This is a genomic window from Pseudomonas sp. KCJK8993 (assembly GCF_046230915.1).
Taxonomy (GTDB): domain Bacteria; phylum Pseudomonadota; class Gammaproteobacteria; order Pseudomonadales; family Pseudomonadaceae; genus Aquipseudomonas; species Aquipseudomonas piscis.
In genome coordinates, this window is the sequence record NZ_JBJJLO010000022.1 from 42,625 (window position 1) to 69,096 (window position 26,472).

The window sequence follows — 26,472 nt, forward strand, 5'->3', positions numbered from 1 at the left end:
AACGCAGATAGTTTTTCAACGGCCTGCTACAGCTCAATACTCATTCCGTCGTAAGCCACTTCCACCTTTCGGCGTACCAGTTCGGCACGTTCGGCGGAGTCTTCGTCGAGGATCGGGTTGGTGTTGTTGATGTGGATAAGCACCTTGCGCTGGCGCGGCAGTTGCTCCAGCACTTCGAGCATGCCGCCGGGGCCGTTCTGTGCCAGGTGGCCCATCTCCCGGCCGGTACGGGTGCCGACGCCACGGCGCTGCATCTCGTCGTCTTCCCATAAGGTGCCGTCCACCAGCAGGCAGTCGCTGGCGGCCATGATCTGCAGCAGCGGCGCGTCCACCTTGCCCAGGCCCGGCGCGTAGAACAGCTTGCCGCCGGTGCGCAGGTCCTCGACGATCAGGCCGATGTTGTCCCCCGGGTGCGGGTCGAAGCGATGGGGCGAGTAGGGCGGCGCGGCGCTGCGCAGGGGCAGCGGGGTGAAGCGCAGGTTGGGGCAGGCGGCCACGCTGAAGCTCTGGTCCAGTTCGATGCGGTTCCATTGCAGGCCGCCGTTCCAGTGGCTGAGCATCTTGAACAGCGGGAAACCGGTGCTCAGGTCCTCGTGGACCATGTCGGTGCACCAGACCTGATGCGGGCAGCCTTCGCGCAGGCTGAGCAGGCCGGTGGTGTGGTCGATCTGGCTGTCCATGAGGATGATGGCGCTGATCCCGGTATCGCGCAGGGCTCGACCGGGTTGCATGGGAGCGAAGCCCTGCAGTTGGGCGCGAATATCCGGGGAGGCGTTGCACAGCACCCAATTCACCCCGTCATCGGAGATCGCGATGGACGACTGGGTACGGGCCTGGGCGCGCAGGCTGCCGTCGCGAAATCCCGCGCAGTTCACGCAGTTGCAGTTCCACTGCGGAAAACCACCGCCGGCGGCGGAACCTAGAATCTGGACAAACATGGGCGCTCCCTGGGCTGTGACTTGAAGATTGTGGACGACTGAAAATGAAAACGCCCCGGACGAGCCGAGGCGTTGCGCTGGACGTTCCGGCCGGAGCCAGGAATCAGCGGCTGGCGAAGTACATGGTGACTTCGAAGCCGATGCGCAGGTCAGTGTAAGCCGGTTTGGACCAAGTCATGAAAAGGCTCCTTTGAGGTGGGTCGGACGGGTGTTGCCTATACATATAGTCCACCTCCGGGCGGAGATGTTCAGATGCTTAGGCGGCTATCTTACTAAATTCACATAACGGCTTGCCTGCAATTCTTAAAGAAAGCTCGTTACAGCGCTGGTAACGATCATTTTGCCGCTTGCCAGGGTGAACCTGGGCAAGAGCCGTTGGCCAGGGCCTTCCAACCTCCGGTCGCGTGCTGCAACTGCCGGGCGGCCTGGATCACCTGCGCGGGCGTCAGGGCCTCGATGTGGGCTTGCAATCGTTCCAGGTAGTCCGACGGATGGCCGGCCAATCGCGCCTGCCACAGCAGTTGCGCCGCCTGTTGCTGGGGCAACTGGGAGGGTAGCAATTGCTGGGCTAGAACCTGGCGCTGGTCGAGCCAGGCCTGGGCATCGAGGGCCTGCAACTGTTCGGGCAAACGCAGGAAGAACTGTTCCAGATGGCCGAGGATCTCGCCCAGGCTGGCGTTCGGCGACTGCACCCCGAACAGCAGGCCGGTGCGGCCATCGAGTTGGCGTACTGCGCTGAACACGCCATAGCCCAGTTGCAGCTCGACCCGCAGACACTGGTAGAACGGGGTCTGGCAGAGTTGGCCCAGCAGGCGCCAGGCAGCTTCGTCGGCCAGCAGGCTCGATGGGCTTGGGCAGAACAGCAGCAGTGCCTGCTCTGCACTGTCCATGGGCACCGTCTGCCAGACATGGCCGGTTCCTGGCTGCGGTGCCTGGTTCAGGTTGGTATCCGCGGTCCCGGGCATGCGCTGCAGGGCCCGGGCGAAGGCGTCCTGTCCGTGGGGCGGCACGCCCAGCGCCAAACCGTCCCAGCGGGCCGTGGCCCATAGCGCTTGCAGGGCCTCGGCGTTCAAGGTCGTACCGCTGTCGGGCAGTGGTTGTTCGGCGAAGGTCTCGAGCAGTTGGCGCAGGGGCATCGGTGGTGTCTCTACGTCGATCCTGCCTGCTTGCCAGAACTCCGGGGATGGCTGGCCCAGCTGTCGCAGCGCCTGTTGCAGCACCGCCGGCATGGGTTGCTGCAGGCCGTGCAATTGCAGCAGCCAGTCCATGCCGCAGGAGCTGAAGCTCAGTTCCACCCCGGCTTGCCGGGCGTCCCCGGCCAGGGCTGCCAGGCTGTGCTGCAAACGCCGGTGCAGGCCGCTCGGCGCGGGACTCGCCAGGCGCCAGCGCAACAGCAACTGCGCTGTATCGGTATCGGTGGGCAGAGCCTGGCTGAAGCTCAGGGCCGGGTTATCCCGCCGGCCTCGGCTGCGGTCCTGGGCGAAGGTCCGCAGGCCGCGATGCTTACTGCTCTGGCCGCGGATCAGGCCGGCCTGGGGCGCCTCGATGGCGCCGCGCAAGAACGGGTTGGCGGGTGGCAACTGCCAGTCGCCACTGAAGTCATCCACAACCTGGGGCTGCAATTGCCGCAGCAGCGCCTTGAGGGCCAGGAGTCCGTCGGCGCCCAGCTCCTGGGCGGTGTGCCGGCTGTCCCGACGGGCCAGTTCCAGGGCGCTACCGACTTGCAGCCGGCGTTGTTGCAGCAGGGCATATTCCTCGCGCAAGTGCGGCCAGTCGCCCTGGGCGCTGAAGAACCCCAGCCAGTCCAGCACCCGTTGGCGGATTTGTGCTGGTGCCTCGCTGGGCGCCTGGCCCAGGTCCAGTTCCAGATGCAGCAATGCTTGCCCGGCGAACTCATACCGCGCCTGGGCCTTGAGGCTATGGGCCAGTGACTGTTGTTGGAGCTTGGCAAGCAATCCGCCGGGTTTATCCGATTGCAGCCAGGTACAAAGGAAATCCAGCGCCACGCCGGCGCCTTCCGGCAGCCCTTCAAGGGCGAACAGCATGTCCAGGCGCTGTCCGTCGAACCGTTGATAGTTGCTGGCGGTGCTGGCCAACAGTGGCGCAGGTGCTGCCTGTTGCTGGCGCGGGCCCGCGGGCAGGCCCGAGCCGTAGCGTTCGGCCAGGGCCCGGAGCTCGGCCAGGGATTGCGGTCCGACCAGGCTCAGGGTCATTTGCCCAGCCCGGTAGAAATCGCGGTGGAACTGCCGCAGGCCCTGCTGGAAGGCCGGGTTGGCCAGGTTCAGGCTATAGCGGTTGCCGGCATGGAAGGCCCGTAGCGGGTGGGTCGCGGACAGGCCGTCGCACAAGGCGAACTGGCGCTGGGCGTTGGCGTCCCGGGACCAGGCGAGGAATTCCGCATGCAGCACTTCGCGTTCCCGGCGCTGCTCGGCGAGGTCGAGGCGGGGCCGGGCGAGCATGTCGCACAGGCGCTCCAGGCCACCGGCAAAGGCGTTGCTTGGCAATTCGAAAAAAAACTCGGTGCTGCGTTCGCCTGTACTGGCGTTCAGTTGCCCGCCCTGGGCGCGGACGTAGGCCATCAGCCCCCGTTCGGCGGGGAAGCGCTCGGTGCCGAGAAACAGCAGGTGTTCCAGGAAGTGCGCCAGGCCCGGCCAGGCCTGTGGTACGTCATGGCTGCCCGCGGCGACCCGCAGCGCCGCGGCGCTGCGTTTCAGGTGGGGAGCATGGCGCAGGGAGACCTGCAGGCCGTTGGCCAGGGTTTCCAGGTGGGGCAGGGGGTGGTTCGGCGCGGGCATGGGCACATCCAGGACAGAGAGGCGCCCATGCTAGCGGATATCCCCGGATCAGCGCTTGCCCAGCGCTGCGTAAAGTTCGGGGCGGCGATCGGCCAGGTAGCGATTCAGGGTCCGGGATTCGTTCATCAAGTCGCGGTCCAGGGTGCCGATGATCAAGGTCTCGTCCAGCCCGGCCAGGGCGATCCGGCTACCGTCCGGAGCGGCGATGCTGCTCTGGCCGCAGTAGCGGATCTGTTCCTCGTGGCCGCAATAGTTGGCGTAGGCCACGTAGCACTGGTTCTCGAAGGCCCGGGCACGAATGGTCACGTCGGCGACGAAGTCGTAGGGGATCATGTTCGCCGTCGGCACCAGGATCAGTTCGGCGCCGGCCAGGGCCAGGCGCCGGGCGTTCTCCGGGAACTCGATGTCGTAGCAGATCAGGAAGCCGAGCTTCCAGCCGTTGAGCTCCACCAGGGGGAAATCGTCTGTGCCGGCGCTGAACATCGAGTGGTCCAGGTCACCGAACAGATGGGTCTTGCGGTAATTGCACAGGCGCTGGCCGTTGGCGTCGATGAGCTGCACGGCGTTGTAGATCCGGCCGTTGGCGTCACGTTCCGGATAGCCGTAGAGAATCGCCATGCCGGCGGCCTGGGCGATGGCGGCGATCCGTTGGGCGGCCGGGCCGTCCTGGGCTTCGGCGAGGGCGCCGACGGCCTCGGGACCGATGTTGTAGCCGCTGAGGAACATCTCCGGCAGCACCAGCAGGTCGACTGCGGTGGCCTGCGCGGCCACCTGCTGCAGCCGATGCAGGTTAGCGGCTACGTCCAGCGGCTGTGGAGGGCACTGATACAGGGCGACACGCATGTTCTTCACTCCTCTGACTTGCGGTAGCGGCCATCTTCGCCGCTACCGCAGACTCGGGCCAGGCCCGGAGGGTGCCTTCGTAGGCGCCGGTCCGGCCCAGCATGGCTCAGTCGGCCAGGGCCACCGGGCCCAGTTCGTGGAACACATCCCCAGGCCCCGGGTTCTCCGGATGGGTGGCGCCACCGAAGTGCTTCATGATGCCCCACACCGCATTGAGGGAGGTTTGCACCGCGCCCTCGACCCAGGCCGGGGTCCAGGAGACGTCGTCGCCGGCGATGAAGATGCCGCGTTGTTCGGCAGGCATGTCGTCTTGCATGAAGTGCGCATACATCCGCTGGTTGTAGCGGTAGTGGCCCGGCAGCGCGCCCTTGAAGGCGCCGAGGAAGTGCGGATCGGCCTCCCAGGAGACGGTGATCGGGTTGCCGATGACGTGGCCAGCGATGTCGACCTTCGGGTAGACCTTCTTCAATGCATCCAGCGCAAGCTGCACGCGCTTTTCCACCGGGTGCGGCAGCATCTTCATGGCATCGCTCATCCAGGAGTAGGACAGGCAGATCACCCCAGGCTTGTCGTCGCCGTTGTCGAACAGGTAGGTGCCACGGGTCAGGCGGTCGGTGAGGGTCATGCTCATCACGTCGCGGCCGGTCTGCGGATCCTTGTCCTTCCAGAATGGCCGGTCGACCATCACGAAGGTCTTCGACGACTGCATGTAGCGGGTGCGGTCCAGGGCCATCCACATCTTTTGCGAGAACAGCGCTTCCTCGCACTCGATCTGGGTGGTCAGCAGCCAGGTCTGGCAAGTGGCCAATACCGCCGCGTAGTGGCGGGTATCGCCCCAGTAGTCGGTGACGGCGAAGGTGCCGTCGGCGGCGCGGGCGATCTTCTTCACACCGGGACGCGGTGCGCCGTTGTGCAGCTTGGCCAGGGAGGTGCCGGCCGGCCAGTGGGCGCATTTTTCCGGGATGTGGCTCCAGATGCCGCGAGGCACTTGCTCGACGCCGCCGACCACCAGGTGCTGGTGGTCGTCGCAGTTGGTCATCACCACGCGGAAGATTTCCAGCATGGAGTTGGGGAAGTCCGAGTCCCAGCCGCCGGTGCCGAAGCCAACCTGGCCGAAGATCTCGCGGTGGCGGTAGGACAGCTGCGAGAACGCCTTGGAGGTGGCGACGAAGTCATAGAAGGTGCGGTCGTCCCATTTGGGTACCAGCTCGTCCCAGAGGGCCTTGAGCTTGAGCGTGTCGCGCTCGCGGATGGCGTCCTGGATCTCCGAGAAGCGCGCGCCGTCTTCCAGGGCGTCGGCCCAGGCCTGGGCGACTTCGCGGAAGATTTCCGGCAGGTCGTCCATCTTCTCGGCGTAGTGGCTGGTGCCTTCCAGATCGACCACGGTGCTGCCCGAAGCCGGGGTCAGCGGGTTGGGGAAGGGGCGGGTTTCCAGGCCGAGCTTGTCGACGTAGTGGTAGAAGGCGGTGCTCGACACCGGGAACCGCATGCCGCCCAGCTCGGCGATGATCCCGTCGGCGCCTTCGAAGGTTTCCGAACGCAGCCGGCCGCCCATCTTCGAGGCCTCGTAGACCACCGGCTTGAGGCCCAGCTTCATCAGCTCGTAGGCCGCCACCAGGCCGGAAATGCCGGCGCCGACGATGGCCACTTCCTGGCCGTGCTTCTCGGCAGGAACGCTGCCCAGGCCGGCGGGGTGCTCGATCCAGTCGTCGAAGGCGAAAGGGAAATCCGGGCCGAAGATGGTGATAGGTTTCTTGCCGTCTGCGGGATGGCGATTGTTCTTGTTCATGGCTGACCTTGGCGGGCGGCTCAGCGGAATGCTGAGTATAGGAAAAGATGTCAGCCATTCTAGAGAGGGGGAAACTCGTAAATAAGACGCAAACTGTCGTCGTTATGCATTATTATTTTTCGATGTGACGAAGCTTGTGTTCAGAGTGACGAGCGCCTTGTCACAGTGCGTGCCCGCGATCGATCTTGCTGCTGAGGATGATCGAGGTGGTGGTCTTCTCCACGCCATCGATGCTGCCGATCTGGTCCAGCAACTGGTCCAGCTGCTCCGGGGATTCGGTGCGCAGCCAGGCCACATAGTCGAACTCGCCACTGACTGCACACAACTGCTGGACCTGGGCCATGCCGCTCAGGCGGCGCAGGACGTCCTTGCCGGAGCGTGGCTGGACCTTGATGCCGACATAGGCTTGCAGCCCGCCATCGACCACCCGCTGGCCCAGGCGCACGCCGTAGCCGGTGATCACCCGGGTCTTCTCCAGGCGCGCCAGGCGCGAGGTCACGGTGGTGCGGGCGATGCCCAGTTGCCGCGCCAGCATGGCCACGCTTTCACGTGCGTTGATCTGCAAGGCGGCGATCAGCTGACGGTCGACTTCGTCGAGAACGGGAGGACGGCTATCGGACAAGATGGGCTCCAGCGCGGTGATCGGGGAGCGCACATGTTAGCGTCTCCCACGGTCCGCCGCTCGCCGCCCGGGATCTGGTCCTGGGCGGCGCGGGCTCAGGCGGGAATGACCTGGGCGAAGGCGTGGCGAAAGCGCTGCATGTCCTGTTCGGAGCCGATGCTGACCCGTGCCCAGCTCGGCCAGTGGTCCCAGACCCGACCGATGCGTACCTGGCGTGCCGCCAGGGCATCCACCACGTCCTGGGCCGGACGCCGGACATCGACCATGAAGCAGTTGGCCTGGGAGGCGGTGCAGTTGAATCCGCGTTGCCGTAGCCAGGCGATGGTCTGGTCGCGCAGCTGCTGGTTGTGCCGCTTGCGCTCGGCCAGCAGGTTGGGGTCTTCCAGGCTGGCCAGCCCTCCCAGCAAGGTCGACGCCGCCGGCACGTTGTAGCCGCCGTAGGCTTCCAGGCGCTCGAGCAGCGCCGGTTGGCCCACGGCCAGGCCCAGTCGCGCCCCGGCCATGCCGTAGATCTTGGAGAAGGTGCGCAGCACCAGCAGTTGCGGGTGTTCCTTGACCAGCGGGATGCAGGTGCTGGCCGTGGAAAACTCGATGTAGGCCTCGTCGATCAGCATGACCGTGCCCTTGGGCAGGCGCGCCAGGGCCTGCTCGATGGCCTGGCGTGGCGTCAGGGTGCCGGTGGGGTTGTTGGGGTTGCACAGGTAGAGCAGGCCCGGCGCGGGATCGACGGCGAGCATCGCCTGCAGGTCGTGGGCGTGGCTGGCATCCAGCGGTACTTCGTGCACCTTGGCCTGGCACCCTTCGGCAGCTTCCCTGGGCGCCTCGTAGGAGGGGCTGGCCATGACCAGGCTGGCGTCTCGGGTGAAGGCCATGACCGCGTGCTGCAACGCGGCCTTGGAGCCGCAGAAACTCTGTACATGATCCTCGGGAATATCCTGCTGGCGGGCGAACAGCGCGTTGAGCCGATATTGGATCTTGTAGGGATAGCGACCGCTGAGGGCGATGCCTTGCTGCATGGCCTGGCGGCTGGCGGGTGAAGGGCCCCAGGGGCTCTCGTTGAAGTTGATCAGGACATCGGTGGCCGGCGGCGGTACCGACGATGGGGCGGGTTCGGCAGCCTGGCTCCAGCCTGGCAGTGAAAGCAGCGGCAGGGCGGATACCAGCCCCATGAGTGATCGGCGCGTAATCTCAACCATCGATAAATCCCTTTCTTATCGTGAAAGACCCCGAGGCGTCCTTTGTCCTGGTTGGACATCGATATGACGGCGGGAAAACAGCGGGATTTAAACTGGCGATTCGATGGCTCGTGGTACGGGAGGCCGGTTCGCAGGCATGAAAAAACCGCGCAATGCGCGGTTTTGATGTTTGGTGGGCCCACACGGACTCGAACCGTGGACCAAAGGATTATGAGTCCTCTGCTCTAACCAACTGAGCTATAGGCCCTCAGTAGGCGGCGGATTATAACGATGGTTTCTCGGCTGTGCTATCCGAAAAACCGGAAACGCGGATCTGCAGGAAGCGTGCGCAGAACTCTTCGGCTTCCAGCGGCAGGCTGACGATGTAGCCCTGGATCTGTTCGCAGCCTTCCAGGGCGAGGAAGGCTTGCTGTTCCTGGTTCTCCACGCCTTCGGCGATCACCGTGAATTGCATGCTGCGACCCAGGGCGATGATGGCGCGCACGATCGCCACGTCGTGGGGGTCGTCCGGCAGGCCGCGCACGAACGACTGGTCGATCTTGAGGAAGTCCAGCGGCAGGCGCTTGAGGTAGCTCAGGGATGAATAGCCGGTGCCGAAGTCGTCGATGGCCAGTTGCACGCCCAGGCGCTTGAGTTGGTGCAGGACCTCCAGTGCCTCTTCGGCCTGGCTCATGATGAAGTTTTCGGTGATCTCCAATTGCAGCAGCCCGGGTTGCAGGTCGTGGTCGCGCAGCAACTGTTCGATGCGGTCCAGCAGGTTGGGTTGACGTAGTTGGGCGCCGGCCAGGTTGACCGACAGTGGGCCGAAGCTTTCGTAGTGCCGGTTCCAGTGTTGAAGATGCAGGCAGGCCTGTTCCAGCACCCAGTCGCCAATCGGCAGGATCAAGCCGTTTTCCTCGGCCAGCGGGATGAAGTGTTCGGGCGCGACTTCGCCGAAGTTGGGGTTGCGCCAGCGAATCAGGGCTTCGGCGCCGACCAGTTCATGGTTGCCGAGGCTGATCTTGGGTTGGAAATACAGGGTCAGTTCGTTGCGTTCGATGGCTCGTCGCAGTTCATGTTCCAGGGCCACGCGCTCGCTGGCCTGGGCGGTCAGTTCGCGGGTGTAGCGTTCCACGCGGTTACGGCCCTTGGCCTTGGAGCGGTACATGGCGGCATCGGCGTTCTTGATCAAGGTGGCGACGTCGCAGCCGTCCTTGGGGTACAGGCTGGTACCGATGCTGGCGCTGATGAAGAACTCGTGTTCGCCGGCCTGGAATGGCGCAGTGAAGCAGTTCAACAGCTTGCTGGCGATGTAGTCGGCGTCGCTGGGCTGGTGCAGGCCGGGGAGCAGGATGATGAATTCGTCCCCGCCCAGGCGGGCCACGGTGTCTATGTCGCGCAGCTGTTCCTTGAGGCGCACGGCGATGCCCTTGAGCAACAGGTCGCCCACCGGGTGGCCGAGGCTGTCGTTGATGTGCTTGAAGCGGTCCAGGTCGAGGAACAGCACCGCGCCCTGGCCGCCGCTGTCCTGCTGGCTATCGAGCGCCGCCAGCAGCCGGCTTTCGAACAGGGTGCGATTGGGCAGGCCGGTCAGCGGATCGTGGTGGGCCTGGTAGTCGAGCCTTGCCTGGGCGTGCTTGAGGCTGGAGATATCGGCGAACACCGCGACGAAGTGGGTGGTCTGCTGTTCCTGGTTGCGTACCGCATTGATCGTCAGCCAGTTGGGGTACAACTCGCCGTTTTTGCGGCGGTTGGATATCTCGCCCTGCCAGTGCCCTTCCAGGGTGAGCTGGTGCCACATCGCCGCGTAGAAGGCGCTGTCGTGCAATCCCGAGGCCAGCAGGCGCGGGGTGTGGCCCAGGGCTTCGCTCTCGCTGTAGCCGGTGATCTCGCTGAAAGCGCGGTTGACCGCGCTGATGCGCTGTTGGGTGTCGGTGATCATCACGCCTTCGGCGGTGCTCTCGAAGACCGTGGCGGCCTGTTGCAGCTTTTCCTGCATCAGGTGGCGGTCGGTGATGTCCCGGGCGATGGTCAGCATGCAATCGTCCTCGCCGATGGGCAGGGGGCGGCTGGAGACTTCGCAGAGCCGGACCTGGCCGTCGCTGCGGCGGATATGGCAGGTGAAGTCGCGGACGAATCCGTCCCGTTGCAAGAGATCGAGCAACTGTTTGCGTTCGTTGAGGTTGACCCAGATTCCCAGGTCAAGGGTCGAGCGATCCAGGGACATGGCGCTGTCGAAGCCGGTGATGCGGCTGAAGCCCTCGTTGACCTCCAGCAGCAGGCCGTCGCGTTGTCGGCTCAGCAGCAGGCCGTCCGGGGAAGCGTGGAAGGCCTTGGCGAACTTCTCCTCAGAGGTCTGCAGTCGTTGCTGGGTTTCCTTGAGCGGGCTGATGTCGCGCACCACCACGACCAGCGCCGGGGTGGTGTCGAGGTCGAAGGGTTCGGCGGAGATGAGCCCGGTGAACAGTTGGCCGTTGTGCCGCCGGAAGGGCATCTCCAGGTTGCGGATGCTACCGGCCTGCAAGCGTTGCAGAAGACTGGGGCCGACCCCGGGGATGCCCCAGATGTTGAGCTGGGTGGCGGTCTGGCCTATCACTTGCGCGGCGCTCAGGCCGATCTGTTCCTCGAAGGCCTTGTTCACCTCCAGCAGGCAGCCATCGGACAAGCGGGCGATCACCAGGAGGTCCGGGCATTGCTGGAACACCGAGGCGAATTTCTGCTCGGACAGGCGCAGGGCTTCCTCGGTGTGCTTGGCCTCGCTGATGTCGATCATCAGGCCGCGCATCACCGGTTCGTGGCCGTGCTCGATCAGGCTGACGATATCCCGGACCCAGAGGCAACGACCGTCGGCGGCGATCACTCGGTAATCGAGGCTGTGATCGCGTCCGGCCTCGAGTTCGTGATCGCAGAACGCCTGGGCGCGGGTCAGGTCGGCGGGGTGGATGATGTTGCGCCAGAAGCCGGGGACCAGCCAATGGGACAGGGGATAGCCCAACAGCGGCTCGGCGTGGGGCGAGACGTAGCTGTAGGTGAAATCGCTGACGCGCGCCTCCCAGGCGATGGCCGAGAGGCTCTCCACCAGGCTGCGGTAGTGGTATTCGCTGCTGCGCAGTTCCTGCTCCAGGGCTACCCGCCGGGAGATTTCCGAGCTCAGGCGGCGATTTATGCGGATCACTACCGCCAGTACGGTAACCAACAGCAGCAGCCCCGGCAGGCCATAGACCAGTACATCCCGCCAGAATGTGCGGTGGTCGAGCACACTGCCGACCCAGCGCTGCTGGATAGTGCTGATTTCTTCCGGGCTGAGATCGGCGAGAACCTTATCGAGAATGCCTACCAGGACCTTGTTGTCCCGCGGTACGCCCATGGCCAACTGATAGCGGTAAGGGGTCTCGCCGCTGACGTAGAGGCCCTCGAGCTTGAGTTGGCGCAGGCTCCAGACGCTGGAAGCCAGGTCGCCCACTACGGCATCCACCTTGTCGGTGGCCAGGGCTTGCAAGGTCGAGCTGACGTTGGGCAGGGCCACCAGGTTCAGGTCCGGGTGATGGGAGCGCAGCAACTCGTGCGGCGCGTAGTTCTCCACCACGGCCACCTTGAGCCCGTACAGGTCTTCGAGGTCGTGGGGCTGGGCGCCGCCCTTATGGGCCAGGATCACGATGGGGAAGTCCAGGTAGGGCCGAGTGAAGGCCATGTAGCTCTGGCGCTCGGGGGTCGACATGATCCCTGGCAACAGGTCCAGCTTGCCTTGCCGGGCATCTTCCAGCACGGCGGTCCAACTGGCTGGCTCCACCGGCTTGAGACTGATGGAGAGGCGTTCCTGGATCAGTTGGATATAGTCCGCCGCCAGGCCCTGGTAGCGACCTTCCTCGTCCCGGTATTCGAAAGGTGGCCAGGAGGCATCCACGCCCAGGCGCAACTCCGGGTGGGATTTGAGCCAGCCACGTTCTTCATCGGTGAGAGTCAGCGCGCCAGCCGTTGCGGTCCAGTCAAGCAACGCCAGCAGAAGCATGGCCGACAGTCTGGGCATAACCGTCTCGTTGTGGAGGAACGGGTGAATGCTTCGAGTGTAGACGGGGTATTGGCGCAGGGAGGTTGCAGAAAGCAAAACCCCCAGCAGGGCTGGGGGTCTTGGTGTTACTCGTCGAGGAAGGAGCGCAGGTGCTCGCTTCGCGTCGGGTGGCGCAGCTTGCGCAGCGCCTTGGCTTCGATCTGGCGGATCCGCTCGCGGGTCACGTCGAACTGCTTGCCGACTTCCTCTAGGGTGTGGTCGGTGTTCATATCGATGCCGAAACGCATGCGCAGCACCTTGGCTTCCCGGGCGGTAAGACCGGAAAGCACTTCGCGGGTGGCTTCCTTCAGGCTCTCGACGGTGGCCACATCGATCGGGGACTGCATGGTCGAGTCCTCGATGAAGTCGCCCAGATGGGAATCTTCATCGTCGCCGATCGGGGTTTCCATGGAGATCGGCTCCTTGGCGATCTTCAATACCTTGCGGATCTTGTCCTCAGGCATTTCCATGCGCTCGCCCAGCTCTTCCGGAGTCGGTTCGCGACCCATTTCCTGCAGCATCTGCCGGGAAATACGGTTGAGCTTGTTGATCGTCTCGATCATGTGCACCGGAATACGGATGGTGCGGGCCTGGTCGGCGATCGAACGGGTGATCGCCTGGCGAATCCACCAGGTGGCGTAGGTCGAGAACTTGTAGCCGCGACGGTATTCGAACTTGTCCACCGCTTTCATCAAGCCGATGTTGCCTTCCTGGATCAGGTCGAGGAACTGCAGGCCACGGTTGGTGTACTTCTTGGCGATGGAGATCACCAGACGCAGGTTGGCTTCAACCATCTCTTTCTTCGCGCGACGGGCCTTGGCCTCGCCGATCGACATGCGACGGTTGATTTCCTTGATCTCGAGGATCTTCAGGCCGGTCTCGGCTTCCAGCGCGGTCAGCTTCTGCTGGCAACGGACGATGTCCGGCTGCAGGCGAGCGATGGCCTCGGCATACTTGCTCTTGCCTTTGGCCAGGGCGTCGGTCCAGCTTTCATCCACTTCGTTGCCCGGGAACTGGCGCAGGAAGTCCGCACGCGGCATACGGGCATCACGCACGCACAGCTGCATGATGGCGCGTTCCTGCTGGCGCAGGCGATCCAGGGAGCTGCGTACGCGCTCGACCAGGGTCTCGAATTGCTTGGGTACCAGCTTGATCGGCATGAACAGCTCGGCCAGGGCGAGCATCTCGGCGACAGCCTGCTTGTTCTCGCGACCGTGCTTCTTCAGCGCCTTGCGGGTGACTTCCAACTGGTCGGCCACGGCACCGAAGCGCTGGGCTGCGACGATCGGATCCGGACCGCTTTCGGCTTCTTCCTCGTCTTCGGACGCTTCACCGTCCTCGTCATCGCTGTCGTCGTCCTCTTTTGCCGACTTGGTGTCGACAGGCGGTGGTACCTCGGCGGCAGGCGGCGTGATGCCGTCGTCCGGGTCGATGTAACCGCTGAGAACGTCCGACAGGCGGCCACCTTCGGTGGTGACGCGGGTGTATTCGGAGAGAATGTGTTCCACCGTGCCAGGGAAGTGCGCGATGGCGCCCATCACTTCACGGATACCCTCTTCGATACGCTTGGCGATTTCGATTTCGCCTTCGCGAGTGAGCAGCTCTACGGTGCCCATTTCGCGCATGTACATGCGCACCGGGTCGGTAGTGCGACCGATGTCGGTTTCCACAGCCGCCAACGCTGCGGCGGCTTCTTCAGCTGCTGCTTCGTCGGTATCGGCTTCGGCCAACAAAAGGGCATCCGCATCCGGAGCACTCTCGAATACGTTGATCCCCATGTCGTTGATCATGCGGATGATGTCTTCCACCTGTTCCGGATCTGAAATATCCTCCGGCAGGTGGTCGTTGACCTCCGCGTAAGTCAGGTAACCCTGCTCACGTCCACGGCTGATCAACTCTTTGAGGCGAGACTGCTGTTGCGCTTTTCCGGACATAACACCCTATCCACTGAAGGTCTTGGCGGGCAAAAAACAAGCCGAGGATTATACCCGAGCTATGACCTCACGCGCCAGTTGAGGTCGGGTTTAATGCGGGAACATTGCGTCTTAGAAGCTCCACCAGCTGTTTTTTCTCTTCACTGCTGAGCTCGCTTTGGCGCGATTTCCTGAGAAGTTGTTCTAAAACACGCTCGCGTTGGCGAGCGGACAAGCTATTAATGGTGTCGAAAAACTGTTGTTCAAGGTTATCTCCGTCGATCAGCCACTCTTTTTCCGCCAGGGCGGTGAGCAGGTTCCCTTGTTGGGTCCCATGCCAGCGCGCCATCAACTGATGAATAGAGCGTAGCTTAGGATTTTTCTGCACGGCTTCGATCAGGGCTACCAGCAACTGGGTGTTGGTGTTGTCGTCATCGGCAAAGTGCCCGGCATCTTCAACTTTTTCTGCCAATTGCGGGTGATGCAGCAGGGTCCGCAAGGCGGCCAGGGTCGGCGGTTCCACCGCTGCGGGAACGCGCGGAGCCCGTGGCTGGTCGCGATCTGCCTGGCGCTTGCCCTTGCCCTGCTTGTCCCACGGTTTGTTTTCCCATTTCTTGCCGCCACCGTTCTTCTTCGGCGTCCACTCCTGCTGGGGAGCATAGGCTGCCTGTTGGGGCTCATGGTGGTAGTCGGCGTAGTCCGGCATGCCATCGTAGTCGATGCCCGCGTCGTAGGGGGGCGGGGCTTCCGGCATGGGGTTGTGCGTCAGTTGGTTGACCGTTTCATTGGTCAGGCCGGTGATCTCGGTGAGCCGCTGGCGCATCAGGATCCGCAGGTTGGCCCCGGGGATCTTCTCGATCAGCGGGGCGGCCAGCGTTGCCAGGTGGGCCTTGCCTTCCAGCGAGCGCGGGTCTGCTTCCTCGATCAATTGCTGGAAGAAGTAGTCGGCCAGCGGCTGGGCGTGCTGGTTGATCCGGGCCAGGAAGGCATCGGTGCCTTCCGAGCGAACCAGGGTATCCGGGTCTTCTCCCTCGGGCAGGAACAGGAAGCGCGCACGGCGCCCGTCCTGCAGGGAGCCCAGGGTGGATTCCAGGGCGCGCCAGGCGGCCTTGCGTCCGGCCTGGTCGCCGTCGAAGCAGAACAGCACGCTGGGCACTATGCGGAATAAACGCTTGAGGTGTTCTTCGCTGGTGGCGGTGCCCAGGGTCGCGACCGCGTTGCGCAGGCCTTGCTGGGCCAATGCGATCACGTCCATGTAGCCTTCGACGACGATGATCTCCTCGAGGTTGCGATTGTTCTTGCGCGCTTCGAACAGGCCGTAGAGTTCCTGCCCCTTGTGGAACACTGGGGTTTCCGGGGAGTTCAGGTATTTGGGCTTGTCGTCTCCCAGCACGCGGCCACCGAAGGCGATGATCCGGCCGCGAGTATCGCGGATGGGAAACATCACTCGATCGCGAAAGCGGTCGTAGCGCTTGCCGGTCTCGGCATTCTCGATCAGCAAGCCTGCGTCGATCATGGCCTTTTGCTGCAACGTATCGCTGCTCAGGTGCTTGAACAGGTTGTCCCAGCCGGGTGGGGCGAACCCGAGGCCGAAGTCCCGTGCTATTTCGCCAGTGAGGCCGCGTCCCTTGAGGTAGTCCACGGCCGCCTTACGTGCGGGATGGCTCTTGAGGGCTTGGCGGTAGTAGTCGGCGGCAGCCGTGAGCAGCGGGTATAGCGGTGAGTCGGTGGGCTGGCGAGGTTTGCGCTGGCCGCGCCCATTTTCTTCGCGAGGGACCTCCATGCCTGCGCTCTTCGCCAGTTCCTCGACGGCCTGGGGAAAGTCCAGGTTGTCGTGGTCCATGATGAAACCGAGGGCATTGCCGCCGGCGCCGCAGCCGAAGCAGTAGTAGAACTGCTTGTCGGGGCTGACGCTGAACGAAGGGGTCTTTTCCTTGTGGAACGGACAGCAGGCGGTGTAGTTCTTGCCGGCTTTCTTGATCTGCAGGCGCGAGCTGACGACATCGACGATGTCGGTGCGGTTCAGGAGGTCGTCGATGAAACTCTGGGGAATGAGCCCGGCCATGGCTTTCTCGTCATCACTGCGCGGAAAAATAGTCCTGGCGATGCAGTCGAGGGATCAGGGGTGGCAAGGCGTGAGGAATGCACGGCTCGCCCCGGGATTTCGGCGTGATCGCAGTCAGGAAGTGTATCTGCGGAGCGTCCACTGACGTTAATCGTAATCAGTATTCGACTATCTGAGGTGTTGCGCCGAGTCCGGCAGGAGCCATCGGGCGAGCATCGAGGAAGGCGCCTTGGGCTGGTGTCTGCAGGAGTCATTAAAAGGTGTGCTCGTCGGTAGCCTTGGAAGGCTCGTCAGAAAAGACGTGCACCGCTGGCAGTAGCCAGGTCTGACGTGGTGAAGCAGATTTGTCTCGACCGCCAGGGCGACTTCGACAATGAAGCATCAAGCGTGATCCGCAAATGCCATTAGCCCGGCGAGAGGCCGGGCTTGGCAGAAGCTTGCAGCGAACGTCCGCGTATTAGTACAGACGTACGGCGCGGCGCTGTTCGCGCTGAACTTTCTTGGCGTGACGCTTAACAGCAGCGGCTGCTTTGCGCTTACGCTCGGAAGTCGGCTTCTCATAAAATTCGCGGCTACGAACTTCAGCCAGAACACCGGCTTTTTCGCAGGAGCGCTTGAAACGACGCAGAGCTACGTCGAAGGGTTCGTTCTCTTTAACTTTGACGGCTGGCATCCAGAGCTACCTTCATTCATTACCGGGGTCAACGTTCTCGTCGCAATAAAATCACGGCTGAGATCGTCGGTTTTTAAGGGTTGCGGATGTTAACCCCTCGCCGCCAGGAATGCAAAGCCTCTGATCGAAAACCGCTGGTCGGGCGAGGGAGTGGCGACTATCATGCGCGCCTTCGAATTCAGCCTCTGCAAGGCGCAAACCCATGCTAGTACTGGGATTAGAAACTTCCTGCGACGAAACCGGCGTCGCGCTCTACGACAGTGAGCGGGGCCTGCTGGCCGATGCGCTGTTCAGCCAGATCGACCTGCACCGCGTCTATGGTGGCGTGGTGCCTGAGTTGGCTTCCCGTGACCACGTCAAGCGCATGCTGCCGTTGATCCGCCAGGTCCTGGCGCAGGCCGACTGCGTGCCCACCGAGATCGACGCCATTGCCTATACCGCCGGCCCCGGCCTGGTAGGCGCACTGCTGGTGGGGGCTTCCTGCGCCCAGGCGCTGGCCTTCGCCTGGGGCATTCCGGCCCTGGGTGTGCATCATATGGAAGGGCATCTGCTGGCGCCAATGCTGGAAGCCCAGCCGCCGCAGTTTCCGTTCGTCGCCTTGTTGGTATCCGGTGGTCATACCCAGCTGGTCCGGGTCGACGGCATCGGCAAATACGAGCTGCTGGGCGAGAGCCTGGATGACGCCGCCGGCGAAGCTTTCGACAAGACCGCCAAGCTGATCGGCCTGAATTACCCGGGCGGTCCGGAAATCGCCCGCCTGGCCACCCGGGGTGTGCCGGGACGCTTCGTCTTCCCACGGCCCATGACCGATCGTCCTGGCCTGGAGTTCAGCTTCAGCGGCCTCAAGACCTTTGCCCTGAACACCTGGCAGCAGTGCGTCAGCGCTGGGGACGACGGCGAGCAAACCCGTTGCGACATCTCCCTCGCGTTCCAGCAAGCGGTGGTGGACACTCTGACCATCAAGTGCAAGCGCGCCCTGAAGCAGACCGGCCTCAAGAGCCTGGTGATCGCCGGGGGCGTGAGCGCCAACAAGGCGCTGCGGGCTTCCCTGGAGAATATGCTTGGCGAGATGAAGGGCAACGTGTTCTACGCTCGCCCCGAATTCTGTACCGACAACGGCGCGATGATTGCCTTCGCCGGTTGCCAGCGGCTGCAGGCCGGGCAACAGGAGGGGCTGGCGATCAGCGTGCAGGCGCGTTGGCCGATGGAGCAACTGTCGGCCATCTGATGGCGCTGTGGCAGGTGGCAAGCTGCAGGCTTTTCACCTGCGGGATTCAAAAATGCCGTTCGCGCCCGGCGAACAGGTCGCGTAAATTGCCGCGGTGGCGCCAGACGATCAGCAGCGTGAGCACGCTCATCGGCAACAGCGCCTCGGGCTCCTGCCAAGCCAGCAGCGGCAGGCTCAGGGGCGTGGCGATGAGCGCCGCCAGCGAGCTGGTGCGGGTGAGGTAGAAGGTCAGGACCCAGGCGGCGATGGCAACCAGGGCCGCAGGGGGATACAGCCCCAGCAGCATGCCGGCGGCGGTGGCGACGCCCTTGCCGCCGCGAAAACGGAAATACAGCGGGAACAGGTGGCCGAGCACGGCGTAGAGTCCGATCCAAGCCTGTTGCTGCAGCGAAAGCCCTGCGAGGCTGGCGATCAGCACAGGTACCAGGCCTTTGCACAGATCCCCCAGCAGGGTCAGGATGGCGAGCTTCTTGCCGGCCAGGCGCAGCATGTTGGTGGCGCCGGCATTGCCGGAACCGCTCATGCGCGGGTCGGGGTTGCCCGTGAGGCGGCTGAGCAGGATGGCGAAGGACAGAGAGCCGAGCAGGTAGGCGAGAATCGCCAGTAACCAAAACATGCTAACTATTCCGGGCGAGGACGCCCTGATTCTAACGGGGCATTGCGCCCTTGTCGTGCTGCGGAGAAGAGTGCTTGGACAGAGTGTTTATCGAAGGACTGGAAGTGGACACCGTGATTGGCGCCTATGACTGGGAGCGGGGGATCCGCCAGTGCCTGCGTCTTGACCTGAGCTTTGCCTGGGATAACCGCCCGGCCGCGGCAGGCGATGACCTGTCCCTGGCGCTGGACTACGCCAGTGTTTCGACAAGGGTCCAGGCGTTTGCCGAGCAGGCCCAGTACCAGTTGGTGGAGACCTTTGCCGAGCGCCTCGCCGAGGTGTTGATGAGCGAGTTCAACATTCCCTGGCTGCGCTTGAAGCTGACCAAGCCAGGTGCAGTCCCGGCTGCCAAGGGCGTGGGCGTGGAGATCGAGCGCGGATGTCGCTGACTCAGGTATTCCTAGGGCTTGGTAGCAATATCGAGCGTGAGACCCATTTGCGTGCCGGGCTCGACGCGTTGGCCGGGTTCCTGGTGGACATGCGCTGTTCAGCGGTGTTCGAAAGCCAGGCGGTGGGCATCAAGAGCGGTCCGTTCTTCAATTTGGTGGTGTCGGCCTTCACCGACCTGCCCTTGATCGAGCTCGACCGACGCCTCAAGTTCATCGAGGCGGACAACGGCCGCTATGCGCCGGACCGCAAGGGCCTGCCGCTGGATATCGATGTGCTGCTGTACGGCGACCTGACCGGCAACTTCGATGGCCTGGTACTGCCTCGCGCAGAAATCCTGAAGAATGCCTTCGTGCTGTGGCCGTTGTCGCTGATGGCTCCAGAACGTGTGCATCCATTGGCCGGCAAGAACCTGGCGGAGCTCTGGCGGCAAGCGCAGATAGACCAGGTGCTGGCGCCCGTGCCTTTCGAATGGCGCGGCCAGCAACTGACTCCCCCGGATCTGTAAGGTCCGTTGGCCGGCGGGCAAGGCACAAGACCTCGCCCGCGGGCTTTCAAGCGGCGTGCTGTTCCTTGTAGGCCTTGATCGCTTTCAGACGCGCAAGGCGCAAGGCCTCGCCCAGCTCCGGCCCCTTGAATCCTTGTTCCAGCAACGGTTGCACGGCCACGGAGCGTGCGGCATTGGCTGCGCCACGCAAGTAGTCGGCCTGTGGATAAGGTCGTGATTCCAGGCCCTGGCGGCCACGGGCGTCCATTTCGCAGGCGGCGATGAATTCCTCGAAGCGCTGGGGGCGCCGGAAAATGTCGAAGTGCTGCAACAATTCCAGCAAGGTCGAGGCCTTGAGCTCCTGGGCGCGATGGCCATGGGTGTGGTACTGGCCCACCAGCAAGGCCAGCTCCTGGCATTCCCGGGGGACCTTGAAGCGCTCATTGAGCGCCTTGATCAGTTCGAGGCCAGCCTGCTCATGGCCAATATGCCGTGGCCATTGATCCTCGGGGGTGGCGCCCTTGCCGAGGTCGTGCAGCAGGCAGGCCCAGCGCACGCTCAGTGGTTGCCGGTGCAGGGCTGCTTGTTGCAAGACGCTGAGGATGTGCAGGCCGGTGTCCACTTCCGGATGATGGGCGGGCGGTTGCGGCACCCCGAACAGCGCATCGACCTCCGGCATCAGCACCGCCAGGGCGCCGCACTCGCGCAGCACCTGGATGAACACCTGGGGCTGATCCTCCATCAGGGCGCGGGAAATCTCCTTCCAGCTGCGCTCCGCTGTCAGGGCCTGTAGCTCTCCTGACTGGCTGAGCTGGCGCATCAGTTCGAGGGTCTGCGGGGCCACGCGGAACCCCAGCTCGGCATAGCGGGCGGCAAATCGGGCAACCCGTAGCACTCGCAAGGGATCTTCGGCGAACGCCGGTGAAACATGGCGTAGAAGTCGGTCTTCGAGGTCCTTCTGGCCATGGTAGGGATCGGTGATCTTGCCCTGCTCATCCTCGGCCATGGCGTTGATGGTCAGGTCGCGGCGGATCAGGTCTTCTTCCAGCGTCACTTCGGGGCTGGCGTGGAAGGTGAAACCGGCATAGCCACGTCCGCTCTTGCGTTCGGTTCGGGCCAGGGCATATTCCTCGCCAGTATGCGGGTGCAGGAACACCGGGAAATCGGCGCCCACGGGCCGAAAGCCCTGGTCGAGCATTTGCTGGGCACTGGCGCCGACCACCACCCAGTCGACATCGGTGACCGCCCGACCCAGCAAGCGGTCCCGTACCGCGCCACCGACTTTGTAAATTTGCATAGAAAACCTCCGTTAGCGCGACAGGATAACCCTTGTGTCGTGCCAACGGAGGCTTGTCGTCGGCCTCAGAGGTGGATGACCGCCAGGTCCAGTCGTCCGTAGTCGCTTTCGCCGTGCTCGTTCCTGGGCGGTACGTGGTGGGTCTTCATCACCTGGTCGCCCTGCAGGGTTTCCAGGTGGATATCGAAGCCCCAGAGTCGGTGCAGGTGCTTGAGCACCTCGTCGGTGGAATCGCCCAGCGGCTTGCGGTCATGCTGTTGGTGGCGAAGGGTCAGCGAGCGATCGCCGCGCCGATCGATGCTCCAGATCTGCACGTTGGGTTCGCGGTTGCCCAGGTTGTATTGCGCGGCCAGGGTCTCGCGGATGATGCGGTAGCCGCTTTCGTCATGGATCGCCGGGACCAGCAAGTCGTCCCGCTGGTCGTCGTCGAGGATGCTGAACAGCTTCAAGTCGCGGATCACCTTGGGCGAGAGATACTGCAGGATGAAGCTCTCATCCTTGAAGCTGCTCATGGCGAACTTGATGCTCGAGAGCCAATCGGTACCGGCCAGTTCGGGGAACCAGCGGCGGTCCTCCTCGGTGGGCTCCTCGCACATGCGCCGGATGTCGCGATACATGGCAAAACCCAGGGCATAGGGGTTGATGCCGTTGTAGTAGGGACTGTCGAAGCCCGGCTGGAACACCACGCTGGTATGGGAGGCGAGGAACTCCATCATGAACCCGTCGGTGACCAGGCCCTCGTCGTACAGATCGTTCATGAGGGTGTAGTGCCAGAAGGTGGCCCAGCCCTCGTTCATCACCTGGGTCTGGCGCTGTGGATAGAAGTACTGGGCGATCTTGCGCACGATGCGCACGATCTCTCGCTGCCAGGGCTCCAGCAAGGGCGCATGTTTCTCGATGAAGTAGAGGATGTTCTCCTGGGGTTCGGCGGGGAAGCGTGCATTGTCCTTGTCGCTGAGCTTGTCGGCGTTCTTGGGGATGGTGCGCCACAGGTCGTTGATCTGCTTTTGCAGGTGCTCTTCCCGGTCCTTTTGCCGGCGCCGTTCTTCTTCCGCGGAAATCGGGTAAGGCCGCTTGTAGCGGTCGACACCGTAGTTCATCAGGGCGTGGCAGGAGTCCAGCAGGTCTTCCACCGCATCGATGCCATGGCGTTCCTCGCACTGCGAGATGTACTGCTTGGCGAAGACCAGGTAGTCGATGATCGAACTGGCATCGGTCCAGGTGCGGAACAGGTAGTTGCCCTTGAAGAAACTGTTGTGGCCGTAGCAGGCATGGGCCACCACCAGGGCCTGCATGCAGATGGTGTTTTCCTCCATCAGGTAGGCGATGCACGGGTCGGAGTTGATGACGATCTCGTAGGCCAGGCCCATCTGGCCGCGGCTATAGGATTTCTCGGTGCTGAGGAAGTGCTTGCCGTAGGACCAGTGGTGGTAACCCAGGGGCATGCCGACCGAGGCGTAGGCGTCCATCATCTGCTCGGCGGTGATCACTTCGATCTGGTTGGGATAGGTGTCCAGGGCGTAGCGGGCCGCGATACGGCTGATTTCGCGGTCGTAGGCCTGGATCAGCTCGAAGGTCCATTCCGAGCCGGTGGAGATGGGCTGGCGTTTCTGCTCTCTGGCGGTCATGTCACTAACCTGCGCTGGAAGAGTTCACGGAAGACCGGATAGATGTCTCCGGCCGAAACCAGTTGTTGCTGCGCGAAAGTCTCGGAAAAGGCTTCTGCGATGCGTTCATATTCGAACCATAAGGCCTGGTGTTCCCGGGGCGTGATCTCGACGTAGGTGTAGTACTGCACGAACGGCATGATCTGGTTGATCAGGATATCGCGGCAAATGGGTGAGTCGTCGTTCCAGTTGTCGCCGTCGGAGGCCTGGGCGGCATAGATGTTCCATTCGTTGCTGGGGTAGCGCTCGGCCATGATCTCCTGCATCAGCTTCAGGGCGCTGGAGACGATGGTCCCGCCGGTTTCCCGTGAATAGAAGAATTCTTCCTCGTCCACTTCCCGGGCGCTGGTGTGATGGCGGATGAACACCACGTCGATCTTGTCGTAGTTGCGCTTGAGGAACAGGTACAAAAGGATGAAGAACCGCTTGGCGATGTCCTTGGTGGCCTGGGTCATGGAGCCGGAGACATCCATCAGGCAGAACATCACCGCCTTGGAGCTGGGGTTGGGATGTTTCACCAGCAGGTTGTACTTGAGGTCGAAGGTATCGAGGAAGGGAACGCGGTGAATTCGCGCGCTCAAACGTTCGATTTCTGCTTCAAGTTCCTGGATATCGCCGAAATTATCCGGCTCTTCGCGCTTCAGGCGGGCCAGTTCCTCTTTCGTTTCGCGCAACTTGGCCCGGCTGCTGCCGGACAGGGCGATGCGCCGTGCATGGGCCGAGCGCAGGGTGCGGATGATATTGATTCGCGATGGGTTGCCTTCGTTGCTGATGCCCGCGCGTACGGTCTTGAAGGTGTCGATGCCGGTCAGGTTGCGCTTGACCAGGTTGGGCAGTTCAAGGTCCTCGAACATGAATTCGAGGAATTCCTCCTGGGTGATCTGGAAGACGAACTCGTCCATGCCTTCGCCGGAGTTACCGGCCTTGCCGCGGCCCCCGCCGCCTGCGCCTCCCCCTTGGGGCCTGGCGATATGCTCGCCGGCAGTGAATTCCTTGTTGCCCGGGTGCACCACGGTCTGCTTGCCACCACGCCCGTGGTGCAGCACAGGTTCGTCGATGTCCCGCCCGGGAATGCTGATCTGTTCGCCATGCTCCATGTCGGTGATGGAGCGGCGGCTCACGGCCTCCTCGACGGCTTTCTTGATGTGGTCGCGGTAGCGCCGCAGAAACCGCTGGCGGTTCACCGTGCTCTTGTTCTTGCCGTTCAGGCGTCGGTCGATTACGTAGCTCATGATTCCTCCGGTGACTGGATGCAGCCGCAAGCCTCAAGCTTCAAGCTGCAAGAAAGAGCAGCCACCGCTGCCGCAAGCCACGGCGCGGGTACGAGCCCGACGCCGGACGACTTGCAGCTTGCGGCTTGTCGCTTGCCGCTTTATTGCGATTTCCTGACCCGCAGGTACCATTCCGACAGCAGGCGTACCTGCTTGTCGGTGTAGCCACGCTCCACCATCCGGGTGACGAAGTCGTTGTGTTTCTGTTGATCCTCCTTGCTGGCCTTGGCGTTGAAGCTGATGACCGGCAACAGGTCCTCGGTATTGGAGAACATCTTCTTCTCGATGACCACCCGCAGCTTCTCGTAGCTGAGCCAGGTGGGGTTCTTGCCGTTGTTATTGGCCCGGGCGCGCAGCACGAAGTTGACGATCTCGTTGCGGAAGTCTTTCGGGTTGCTGATACCCGCCGGTTTCTCGATTTTTTCCAGTTCTTCGTTGAGCGCCACGCGATTGAGGATTTCGCCGGTCTCCGGATCACGGTATTCCTGATCCTGGATCCAGAAGTCCGCGTACAGCACATAGCGGTCGAAGATGTTCTGGCCGTACTCGCTGTAGGACTCCAGGTAGGCCGTCTGGATTTCCTTGCCGATGAACTCGATGTAGCGCGGCGCCAGGTATTCCTTGAGGAAGCGCAGGTAGCGCTCGCGGGTTTCGGCCTGGAACTGTTCCTGCTCGATCTGCTGTTCCAGCACATACAGCAGGTGCACCGGGTTGGCTGCGACTTCGTGAGGGTCGAAGTTGAAGACCTTGGACAGGATCTTGAAGGCGAAGCGCGTCGACAGGCCGTTCATGCCCTCGTCGACGCCGGCGCTGTCGCGGTATTCCTGGATCGACTTGGCCTTGGGATCGGTGTCCTTGAGGTTCTCCCCGTCGTAGACCCGCATCTTGGAATAGATATTGGAGTTCTCCGGCTCCTTGAGGCGCGAGAGCACGGTGAACTGCGCGAGCATCTTCAAGGTATCCGGGGCGCAATGGGCCTTGGCCAGGGAGCTGTTGAACAGCAGCTTGTCGTAGATCTTCACTTCATCGGTCACGCGCAGGCAGTACGGCACCTTGACGATATAGATCCGGTCGATGAAGGCCTCGTTGTTCTTGTTGTTGCGGAAGGTATGCCACTCCGATTCGTTGGAGTGAGCCAAGAGGATGCCGGTGAATGGAATCGCCCCCAGGCCCTCGGTACTGTTGTAGTTGCCTTCCTGGGTCGCGGTCAGCAGCGGGTGCAGGACCTTGATGGGGGCCTTGAACATCTCGACGAATTCCATCAGGCCCTGGTTGGCCCGGCACAGCGCCCCGGAATAGCTGTAGGCATCGGCGTCGTTCTGCGGGAATTCCTCGAGCTTGCGGATATCCACCTTGCCCACCAGGGCCGAGATGTCCTGGTTGTTCTCGTCGCCAGGCTCGGTCTTGGCCACGGCGATCTGGTTGAGGATCGACGGATACAGCTTCACGACGCGGAACTGGCTGATGTCGCCACCGAACTCCGACAGGCGCTTGGTCGCCCAGGGCGACATGATGGTGTTCAGGTAGCGCCGTGGAATGCCGAAATCTTCCTCGAGGATGGCGCCATCTTCCGTGGCGTTGAACAGCCCCAGTGGCGATTCGAAGACGGGCGAGCCCTTGATGGCGTAGAAGGGCACCTTCTCGATCAGTTGCTTGAGCTTCTCGGCCAGGGACGATTTACCGCCACCTACCGGACCCAGCAGGTAGAGAATCTGTTTCTTCTCTTCCAGGCCCTGGGCGGCATGGCGGAAATAGGAAACGATCTGGTCGATGCATTCTTCCATGCCATGGAAGTCTTCAAAGGCCGGATAGCGCCGGATCACTTTGTTGGAAAAGATTCGCGACAGCCTCGAGTTGGTCGAGGTGTCCAGCAGCTCGGGTTCGCCAATGGCCAATAGCAGGCGTTCTGCGGCCGAGGCATAGGCGCTGCGATCCTTCTTGCACAGTTCGAGGTATTCCTGCAGGGAAAACTCTTCCTGGCGCGTGGATTCGAAGCGTTGTTGGAAGTGGCTAAAAATACTCATGACGTCACCTCGCTCGATACGTGGAGCCGGCCGCGGATCAGTCAGTCAAGTGCTGGCATGCAACTGACGAAGTTCCAGTTGCTGTTTACCCCCCAGAACACTTTCAAAGCTATCGAGCTTGAAAGCTAGTACCGATGACCCGCTCGCCGGTGTACCGGCTCTCCCCTGATTTGGATGGCCTGTGGCTAAGGATAGTTCGGAATCGCAGAGGTCAAGGCGAGATGGCGGATTAGTTACACGCTACCGTTCGTCTGGTGGAGCGTCAGCCCGCGTAGTACGCGGGCTAGAGCGGTAGAAAAAAATTATTCGGCGTTGTCCCGGGTGGTTTCCGCAGGATAGGTGCTGCGCCACAGTTCGAAGCCGCCATCGAGGCTGTAGACGTCGGAGAAACCCTGGCTGACCAGGTAGGCCGCGGCGCTCTGGCTGGAGTTGCCGTGGTAGCACACCACCACCAGCGGGGCATCCAGGTCGGCGTTGCGAATGAAGTCCGAGATGGAGTGGTTGTCCAGGTGCAGCGAGCCGTTGATGTGATTCAGGGCGTAGGTTTGCGGGTCACGGATATCCACCACGACGGCGCCTTGTTCGCGAAGGGCCT

Annotated in this window: 20 protein-coding genes and 1 tRNA gene; 3 read left to right on the forward strand and 18 right to left on the reverse strand. The window is 62.8% G+C overall.

The genetic code is table 11. From position 1 onward, the window contains the following. Positions 1–26: 26 nt before the first annotated feature. The 12 genes from pqqB to rpsU all read right to left on the reverse strand — a co-directional run bounded on the left by pqqB (position 27) and on the right by rpsU (position 16,861). Positions 27–938 carry a pyrroloquinoline quinone biosynthesis protein PqqB gene (pqqB, locus tag ACK6AU_RS10135; protein WP_022641450.1) on the reverse strand — a complete coding sequence of 304 codons (912 nt, stop codon included), beginning with the start codon at positions 936–938 and terminating at the stop codon, positions 27–29. A gap of 103 nt (positions 939–1,041) precedes the next feature. Continuing rightward, positions 1,042–1,116: a pyrroloquinoline quinone precursor peptide PqqA gene (gene pqqA, locus ACK6AU_RS10140; RefSeq protein ID WP_003194766.1), complete on the reverse strand. Its 75-nt coding sequence runs from the start codon at positions 1,114–1,116 to the stop codon at positions 1,042–1,044. A 157-nt stretch (positions 1,117–1,273) separates the two neighbouring features. After that, the gene (gene pqqF / locus ACK6AU_RS10145; protein ID WP_409299117.1) at positions 1,274–3,733 is read right to left on the reverse strand and encodes a pyrroloquinoline quinone biosynthesis protein PqqF; all 2,460 of its coding nucleotides are present in this window, start codon (positions 3,731–3,733) and stop codon (positions 1,274–1,276) included. Positions 3,734–3,781: 48 nt separating this feature from the next. Beyond that, the gene (locus ACK6AU_RS10150) at positions 3,782–4,576 is read right to left on the reverse strand and encodes a carbon-nitrogen hydrolase family protein (protein ID WP_185697203.1); all 795 of its coding nucleotides are present in this window, start codon (positions 4,574–4,576) and stop codon (positions 3,782–3,784) included. A 106-nt stretch (positions 4,577–4,682) separates the two neighbouring features. Next, on the reverse strand, positions 4,683–6,365 hold the full coding sequence (locus ACK6AU_RS10155) for a flavin monoamine oxidase family protein (protein ID WP_409299119.1): 1,683 nt from the start codon (positions 6,363–6,365) through the stop codon (positions 4,683–4,685). Positions 6,366–6,525: 160 nt separating this feature from the next. After that, the gene (locus ACK6AU_RS10160; RefSeq protein WP_185697205.1) at positions 6,526–6,987 is read right to left on the reverse strand and encodes an Lrp/AsnC family transcriptional regulator; all 462 of its coding nucleotides are present in this window, start codon (positions 6,985–6,987) and stop codon (positions 6,526–6,528) included. Between the two features lie 95 nt (positions 6,988–7,082). Then, on the reverse strand, positions 7,083–8,183 hold the full coding sequence (locus tag ACK6AU_RS10165) for a pyridoxal phosphate-dependent aminotransferase (RefSeq protein ID WP_409299122.1): 1,101 nt from the start codon (positions 8,181–8,183) through the stop codon (positions 7,083–7,085). A gap of 170 nt (positions 8,184–8,353) precedes the next feature. Next, positions 8,354–8,430: transfer RNA gene (locus ACK6AU_RS10170), tRNA-Ile, on the reverse strand. 15 nt (positions 8,431–8,445) lie between these two features. After that, positions 8,446–12,189, reverse strand: coding sequence for an EAL domain-containing protein (locus ACK6AU_RS10175; RefSeq protein WP_185697207.1), 3,744 nt, complete (start codon positions 12,187–12,189; stop codon positions 8,446–8,448). A 107-nt stretch (positions 12,190–12,296) separates the two neighbouring features. Continuing rightward, positions 12,297–14,144, reverse strand: coding sequence for an RNA polymerase sigma factor RpoD (gene rpoD / locus ACK6AU_RS10180; RefSeq protein ID WP_185697208.1), 1,848 nt, complete (start codon positions 14,142–14,144; stop codon positions 12,297–12,299). 67 nt (positions 14,145–14,211) lie between these two features. Continuing rightward, positions 14,212–16,188, reverse strand: a complete 1,977-nt coding sequence (gene dnaG, locus ACK6AU_RS10185) for a DNA primase (protein WP_409299125.1) — start codon at positions 16,186–16,188, stop codon at positions 14,212–14,214. 457 nt (positions 16,189–16,645) lie between these two features. Further along, positions 16,646–16,861: a 30S ribosomal protein S21 gene (gene rpsU, locus ACK6AU_RS10190; RefSeq protein WP_002551877.1), complete on the reverse strand. Its 216-nt coding sequence runs from the start codon at positions 16,859–16,861 to the stop codon at positions 16,646–16,648. A 202-nt stretch (positions 16,862–17,063) separates the two neighbouring features. Between rpsU and tsaD the strand changes: the two genes are divergently transcribed. Continuing rightward, positions 17,064–18,089 carry a tRNA (adenosine(37)-N6)-threonylcarbamoyltransferase complex transferase subunit TsaD gene (tsaD, locus tag ACK6AU_RS10195; RefSeq protein ID WP_185697210.1) on the forward strand — a complete coding sequence of 342 codons (1,026 nt, stop codon included), beginning with the start codon at positions 17,064–17,066 and terminating at the stop codon, positions 18,087–18,089. Between the two features lie 46 nt (positions 18,090–18,135). On the opposite strand, the gene plsY is transcribed toward tsaD, so the two are convergent. Next, a complete protein-coding gene (gene plsY, locus ACK6AU_RS10200) occupies positions 18,136–18,705 on the reverse strand; it encodes a glycerol-3-phosphate 1-O-acyltransferase PlsY (RefSeq protein ID WP_022641433.1) in 570 nt (189 codons plus the stop codon). 74 nt (positions 18,706–18,779) lie between these two features. Here plsY and folB point away from each other — a divergent pair, with 74 nt between their 5' ends. Then, complete coding sequence (folB, locus tag ACK6AU_RS10205) at positions 18,780–19,133, forward strand: dihydroneopterin aldolase (protein WP_409299128.1); 354 nt, start codon at positions 18,780–18,782, stop codon at positions 19,131–19,133. Then, positions 19,124–19,639: a 2-amino-4-hydroxy-6-hydroxymethyldihydropteridine diphosphokinase gene (gene folK, locus ACK6AU_RS10210; RefSeq protein WP_185697212.1), complete on the forward strand. Its 516-nt coding sequence runs from the start codon at positions 19,124–19,126 to the stop codon at positions 19,637–19,639. Before folB ends, folK begins: the two co-directional genes overlap by 10 nt. A 46-nt stretch (positions 19,640–19,685) precedes the next feature. On the opposite strand, the gene ACK6AU_RS10215 is transcribed toward folK, so the two are convergent. The 5 genes from ACK6AU_RS10215 to glpE form a co-directional block, all read right to left on the reverse strand. Continuing rightward, positions 19,686–20,915, reverse strand: a complete 1,230-nt coding sequence (locus ACK6AU_RS10215; RefSeq protein ID WP_409299130.1) for a multifunctional CCA addition/repair protein — start codon at positions 20,913–20,915, stop codon at positions 19,686–19,688. Positions 20,916–20,980: 65 nt separating this feature from the next. Continuing rightward, positions 20,981–22,543: a SpoVR family protein gene (locus ACK6AU_RS10220; protein ID WP_053137625.1), complete on the reverse strand. Its 1,563-nt coding sequence runs from the start codon at positions 22,541–22,543 to the stop codon at positions 20,981–20,983. After that, positions 22,540–23,814: a YeaH/YhbH family protein gene (locus ACK6AU_RS10225; protein WP_185697214.1), complete on the reverse strand. Its 1,275-nt coding sequence runs from the start codon at positions 23,812–23,814 to the stop codon at positions 22,540–22,542. Before ACK6AU_RS10225 ends, ACK6AU_RS10220 begins: the two co-directional genes overlap by 4 nt. Positions 23,815–23,954: 140 nt before the next feature. Further along, a complete protein-coding gene (locus tag ACK6AU_RS10230) occupies positions 23,955–25,877 on the reverse strand; it encodes a PrkA family serine protein kinase (protein ID WP_011063831.1) in 1,923 nt (640 codons plus the stop codon). Positions 25,878–26,179: 302 nt separating this feature from the next. Further along, positions 26,180–26,472 (reverse strand): thiosulfate sulfurtransferase GlpE (glpE, locus tag ACK6AU_RS10235; RefSeq protein WP_409299133.1); only part of this gene is annotated, 293 nt, incomplete at its 5' end.

Excerpts from the sequence above, each read along its gene's own strand:
- rpsU (WP_002551877.1), bottom strand. The coding sequence starts at position 16,861 with ATGCCAGCCGTCAAAGTTAAAGAGAACGAACCCTTCGACGTAGCTCTG.
- ACK6AU_RS10215 (WP_409299130.1), bottom strand. The coding sequence starts at position 20,915 with ATGCAAATTTACAAAGTCGGTGGCGCGGTACGGGACCGCTTGCTGGGT.
- ACK6AU_RS10150 (WP_185697203.1), bottom strand. The coding sequence starts at position 4,576 with ATGCGTGTCGCCCTGTATCAGTGCCCTCCACAGCCGCTGGACGTAGCC.
- ACK6AU_RS10220 (WP_053137625.1), bottom strand. The coding sequence starts at position 22,543 with ATGACCGCCAGAGAGCAGAAACGCCAGCCCATCTCCACCGGCTCGGAA.
- rpoD (WP_185697208.1), bottom strand. The coding sequence starts at position 14,144 with ATGTCCGGAAAAGCGCAACAGCAGTCTCGCCTCAAAGAGTTGATCAGC.
- pqqF (WP_409299117.1), bottom strand. The coding sequence starts at position 3,733 with ATGCCCGCGCCGAACCACCCCCTGCCCCACCTGGAAACCCTGGCCAAC.
- tsaD (WP_185697210.1), top strand. The coding sequence starts at position 17,064 with ATGCTAGTACTGGGATTAGAAACTTCCTGCGACGAAACCGGCGTCGCG.
- ACK6AU_RS10225 (WP_185697214.1), bottom strand. The coding sequence starts at position 23,814 with ATGAGCTACGTAATCGACCGACGCCTGAACGGCAAGAACAAGAGCACG.
- folK (WP_185697212.1), top strand. The coding sequence starts at position 19,124 with ATGTCGCTGACTCAGGTATTCCTAGGGCTTGGTAGCAATATCGAGCGT.
- plsY (WP_022641433.1), bottom strand. The coding sequence starts at position 18,705 with ATGTTTTGGTTACTGGCGATTCTCGCCTACCTGCTCGGCTCTCTGTCC.
- ACK6AU_RS10165 (WP_409299122.1), bottom strand. The coding sequence starts at position 8,183 with ATGGTTGAGATTACGCGCCGATCACTCATGGGGCTGGTATCCGCCCTG.
- pqqB (WP_022641450.1), bottom strand. The coding sequence starts at position 938 with ATGTTTGTCCAGATTCTAGGTTCCGCCGCCGGCGGTGGTTTTCCGCAG.
- ACK6AU_RS10175 (WP_185697207.1), bottom strand. The coding sequence starts at position 12,189 with ATGCCCAGACTGTCGGCCATGCTTCTGCTGGCGTTGCTTGACTGGACC.
- ACK6AU_RS10230 (WP_011063831.1), bottom strand. The coding sequence starts at position 25,877 with ATGAGTATTTTTAGCCACTTCCAACAACGCTTCGAATCCACGCGCCAG.
- ACK6AU_RS10155 (WP_409299119.1), bottom strand. The coding sequence starts at position 6,365 with ATGAACAAGAACAATCGCCATCCCGCAGACGGCAAGAAACCTATCACC.
- dnaG (WP_409299125.1), bottom strand. The coding sequence starts at position 16,188 with ATGGCCGGGCTCATTCCCCAGAGTTTCATCGACGACCTCCTGAACCGC.